At 63.9% G+C, this 3,065-nt stretch carries 3 protein-coding genes; 1 reads left to right on the top strand and 2 read right to left on the bottom strand.

Going from position 1 to position 3,065, the window contains the following annotated elements:
- The coding region (locus tag VFE81_RS09100; protein ID WP_325044276.1) for a helix-turn-helix domain-containing protein at positions 1-489 on the bottom strand (489 nt) is incomplete at its 3' end.
- A gap of 125 nt (positions 490-614) precedes the next feature.
- Between VFE81_RS09100 and VFE81_RS09095 the strand changes: the two genes are divergently transcribed.
- Positions 615-2,006, top strand: a complete 1,392-nt coding sequence (locus tag VFE81_RS09095) for a CoA transferase (protein ID WP_325044277.1) — start codon at positions 615-617, stop codon at positions 2,004-2,006.
- 91 nt (positions 2,007-2,097) lie between these two features.
- Here VFE81_RS09095 and VFE81_RS09090 read toward each other — a convergent pair whose 3' ends face one another.
- Positions 2,098-2,844, bottom strand: coding sequence for a GntR family transcriptional regulator (locus VFE81_RS09090; protein WP_325044275.1), 747 nt, complete (start codon positions 2,842-2,844; stop codon positions 2,098-2,100).
- Positions 2,845-3,065: the final 221 nt, after the last annotated feature.

The raw sequence follows: 3,065 nt of genomic DNA, 5'->3' as shown, positions 1-3,065 counted from the left end.
CGGCATTTGCGCCGCGGCGGCCGGCAGTAGTACGAGCGCGCGGTCGAGCGGCGTGCTGTCGCTCCAGAGCTTGAGCCAGGCCGCCCACTGAGCGGCGGCGAACGGGACTGCCGGGGCATCGGCGATACGCCTCGCACTGCATTCCCACAACAACGCCGCGACATCTTCCAATGATGCCGTGCGCGCCAGTTCCATGGCGTCATGCCCGCGATAGAGCAAGCGGCCATCGGCCACCAGCGTGATCGACGATTCGAGCACCGGCACGCCCCAGTCCAGCACCTTCTGCGCGACCTTGCCGGCGCGCTTGCCGTCTTCCTTGCGCCGCGCGAGCCGCCGCACTTCGCCGGCGTCGTAGAGGCGATGCTTGCCTTGCGCATCCGGCGACGAGCTCAGCATGCCGCGGCTGACATAGGCATACAGGGTGGGCAGGCTGATGCCGAGCGCGGCAGCGGCTTCGGCAGCGGTCAGGGAATGGGAGGAGAGCGGCATGGAAACGCGTAGAAACCGAAGAAATCAATATATATTGATTATCATAATCAAGATTGATTGCAGCAAGGCGAAATTCTAGACTCGGCTCACTTTCTTCCCGTTCCGAGATGAACGACATGAACCCCATGACGCCTGAACTCGCTCTCAAACATATCTGGACAATCGCCGAATGCGACCCGACTGCGCTGAGGTCCGTTTCGCTTGCGGGCACCGATCCGGGCTTGCCGTCGGTCTATCGGGTCGGCGCGTTGGCCTCGGCGACCATCGCCGCGACTGGCCTTGCGGCTGCCGAATACCATCGCTTGCGCACGGGGCGCCGGCAACACGTGACGGTGGAGATGCGGCGCGCGCTGGCCTCATTTCGCAGCGAGCGCTACCTGCGTATCGACGAGGGTCCGCCGCCCGCCTTGCGCGATCCGGTGATGGGTTTCTACGCGACGCGCGACGACCGCTGGATTCAACTGCACACGAACTTTCCGCATCATCTCGAAGGGGTGCTGAAGGTGCTTGGCTGCGCGAACGATCGCGCGGCGGTGGCCGAGGCGATTCGCGGTTGGGATGGCGGCGCGCTTGACCAGACGCTCGCCGACGCCGGCTTGTGCGCTGCCTTGATTCGCACGCCCGACGAGTGGGCCGCGCTCGATCAGGCGAAAGCGATTGCGGGGCTGCCGTTGTTCCAGATCGAGCGCATCGGTGACGCGCCGGTCGAGCCACCACGGCATGGCGGCGCGGAGCGGCCGCTGACGGGCGTGCGGGTGCTGGATTTGTCGCGCATCATCGCCGGGCCGGTGGCGGGACGCGCGCTCGCGCAGCATGGCGCCGAGGTGCTGATGGTCAACGGTCCGCACTTGCCGAATATCGCACCGCTGGTGATCGATAACGGGCGGGGCAAGCGTTCGGCGCTTGTCGATTTGCGCGATGCCACTGGGCGGGCAACCTTACGTGGTCTCGCCGGGGGCGCCGACGTGTTCTTGCAGGCGTATCGGCCGGGGGCGCTGACCGCACGCGGTTTTGGTCCCGAGGAACTGGCGCAGGTGCGGCCGGGGATCGTCTACGTCTCGGTTTGCGCTTATGGGCACACGGGACCTTGGGCCGGGCGGCGCGGCTTCGATAGCCTGGTGCAGTCCGCGAGTGGGATTGCTTTTACTGAGCGCGAGGCAGCGGGATGGGATGAGCCGAAGCATTTACCCTGTCAGGCGTTGGATCACGCCACGGGGTATCTGGCCGCTTTCGGCGCGATGGCCGCATTGGCGCGGCGAGCCACCGAAGGTGGGAGCTGGCACGTGAGGGTGTCGTTGGCGCAGACCGGGCGGTGGTTGCAGTCGTTTGGATTGCTTTCCGACGGCTGGAAGGCACCCGATGTTTCCATCGACGACGTGCAGGATTGCCTTGCGATTGTTCAATCCGAGTTCGGGCGTGTTCTCGGGGTTCTGCCGGCCGAGCGTCTGGATGAGACGCCTGCGTATTTTGATTTGCCGCCGGTCCGTATCGGGGCTCACGAGGCGAAATGGGCGTGACGACTGTTTGCGCGCACGGTGCCTGGCTGTCTGCGTACGGCGTCTGGTCACAGAAACCGGCGCGGCGAAAACGCGCCGCGCGGGCAGAAAGCTACTTCCTCAACTCCGCCACAAAATCATAGTAATCGTTCCGGCAGTAGGTATCGGTCAGCTCGATCGCCCGCTGATCCGCCGTGTACCCGACCCGAGTGATCAGCAACAGTGCCTCGTTCGGGGCAATGCTCATCTGCTGCGCGATCTCGTCATTCGCGTTCACTGCGCGAAAATGCTGCAGCGCGCGCACGATCGTCAGCCCGCGATGTTCCAGGTACGTGTACAACGAATCGCCAATTGCCTGAGGATCGGGAATCACCGCAGCGGGGAAGGTGGAATTCTCCACGGCCATCACGATGCCGTCGGCGAGACGCAAGCGCCGCAGCCGGGTCACGGCCGCCGCCGGCGACAAGCCCAGTTGAATCACCTCATCGCGGTTAGCCGGCGAAATTTCCCGTGACAACCACTTCGAACTCGGCGTAAAACCGCGTCGCCGCAGCATTTCGCTGAAACTCGACAGGCGCGACAGCGGATCTTCATAGCGCGGCGTGATGAAGCTACCCGCGCCTTGGGTGCGGCGGATCAATCCCTGTTCGACCAGTAGGGCAATGGCTTTGCGCGAGGTGATCCGCGATACGCCGAGCGCTTCGGACAGCACGCGCTCGGAGGGCAGCGCTTCACCCGCGTTCCAACGGTTTTCGTGAATCGCAGTGCCGAGCTTGCGAGCGAGTTGCAGGTATAGCGGCGTGTCGTTTTCCGGGTCCGGGCGCAGATCGCGCCAGCGGTCTTCCGATGCAGAGGTCATGGGGCTCACGCAAGAAGGGCAAGCGGCAATTCTAAGACATCGGCGCGCTCCGTTATAGCGGGCTTTTGCCTGATGGCCGATTCGATGCCCATGCAACCGCTAAACTCGTCCCTATGATTTCCGTAGCCTGCACCGCCACTTCGACGTATGCGCATGGTCAGACGCGCATTTCAATCCGTTTAGCCACTTCGAGGACAAAGCATGACGACCGATATCGCAAG

The sequence above is a fragment of the Paraburkholderia sp. genome (assembly GCF_035656215.1).
GTDB lineage: Bacteria > Pseudomonadota > Gammaproteobacteria > Burkholderiales > Burkholderiaceae > Paraburkholderia.
This window is presented reverse-complemented; position numbering and strand designations above follow the sequence as displayed.

What these genes read in the sequence shown, in the direction of transcription:
- VFE81_RS09095 (WP_325044277.1), top strand. Translation starts at nt 615, where the DNA reads ATGACGCCTGAACTCGCTCTCAAACATATCTGGACAATCGCCGAATGC.
- VFE81_RS09090 (WP_325044275.1), bottom strand. Translation starts at nt 2,844, where the DNA reads ATGACCTCTGCATCGGAAGACCGCTGGCGCGATCTGCGCCCGGACCCG.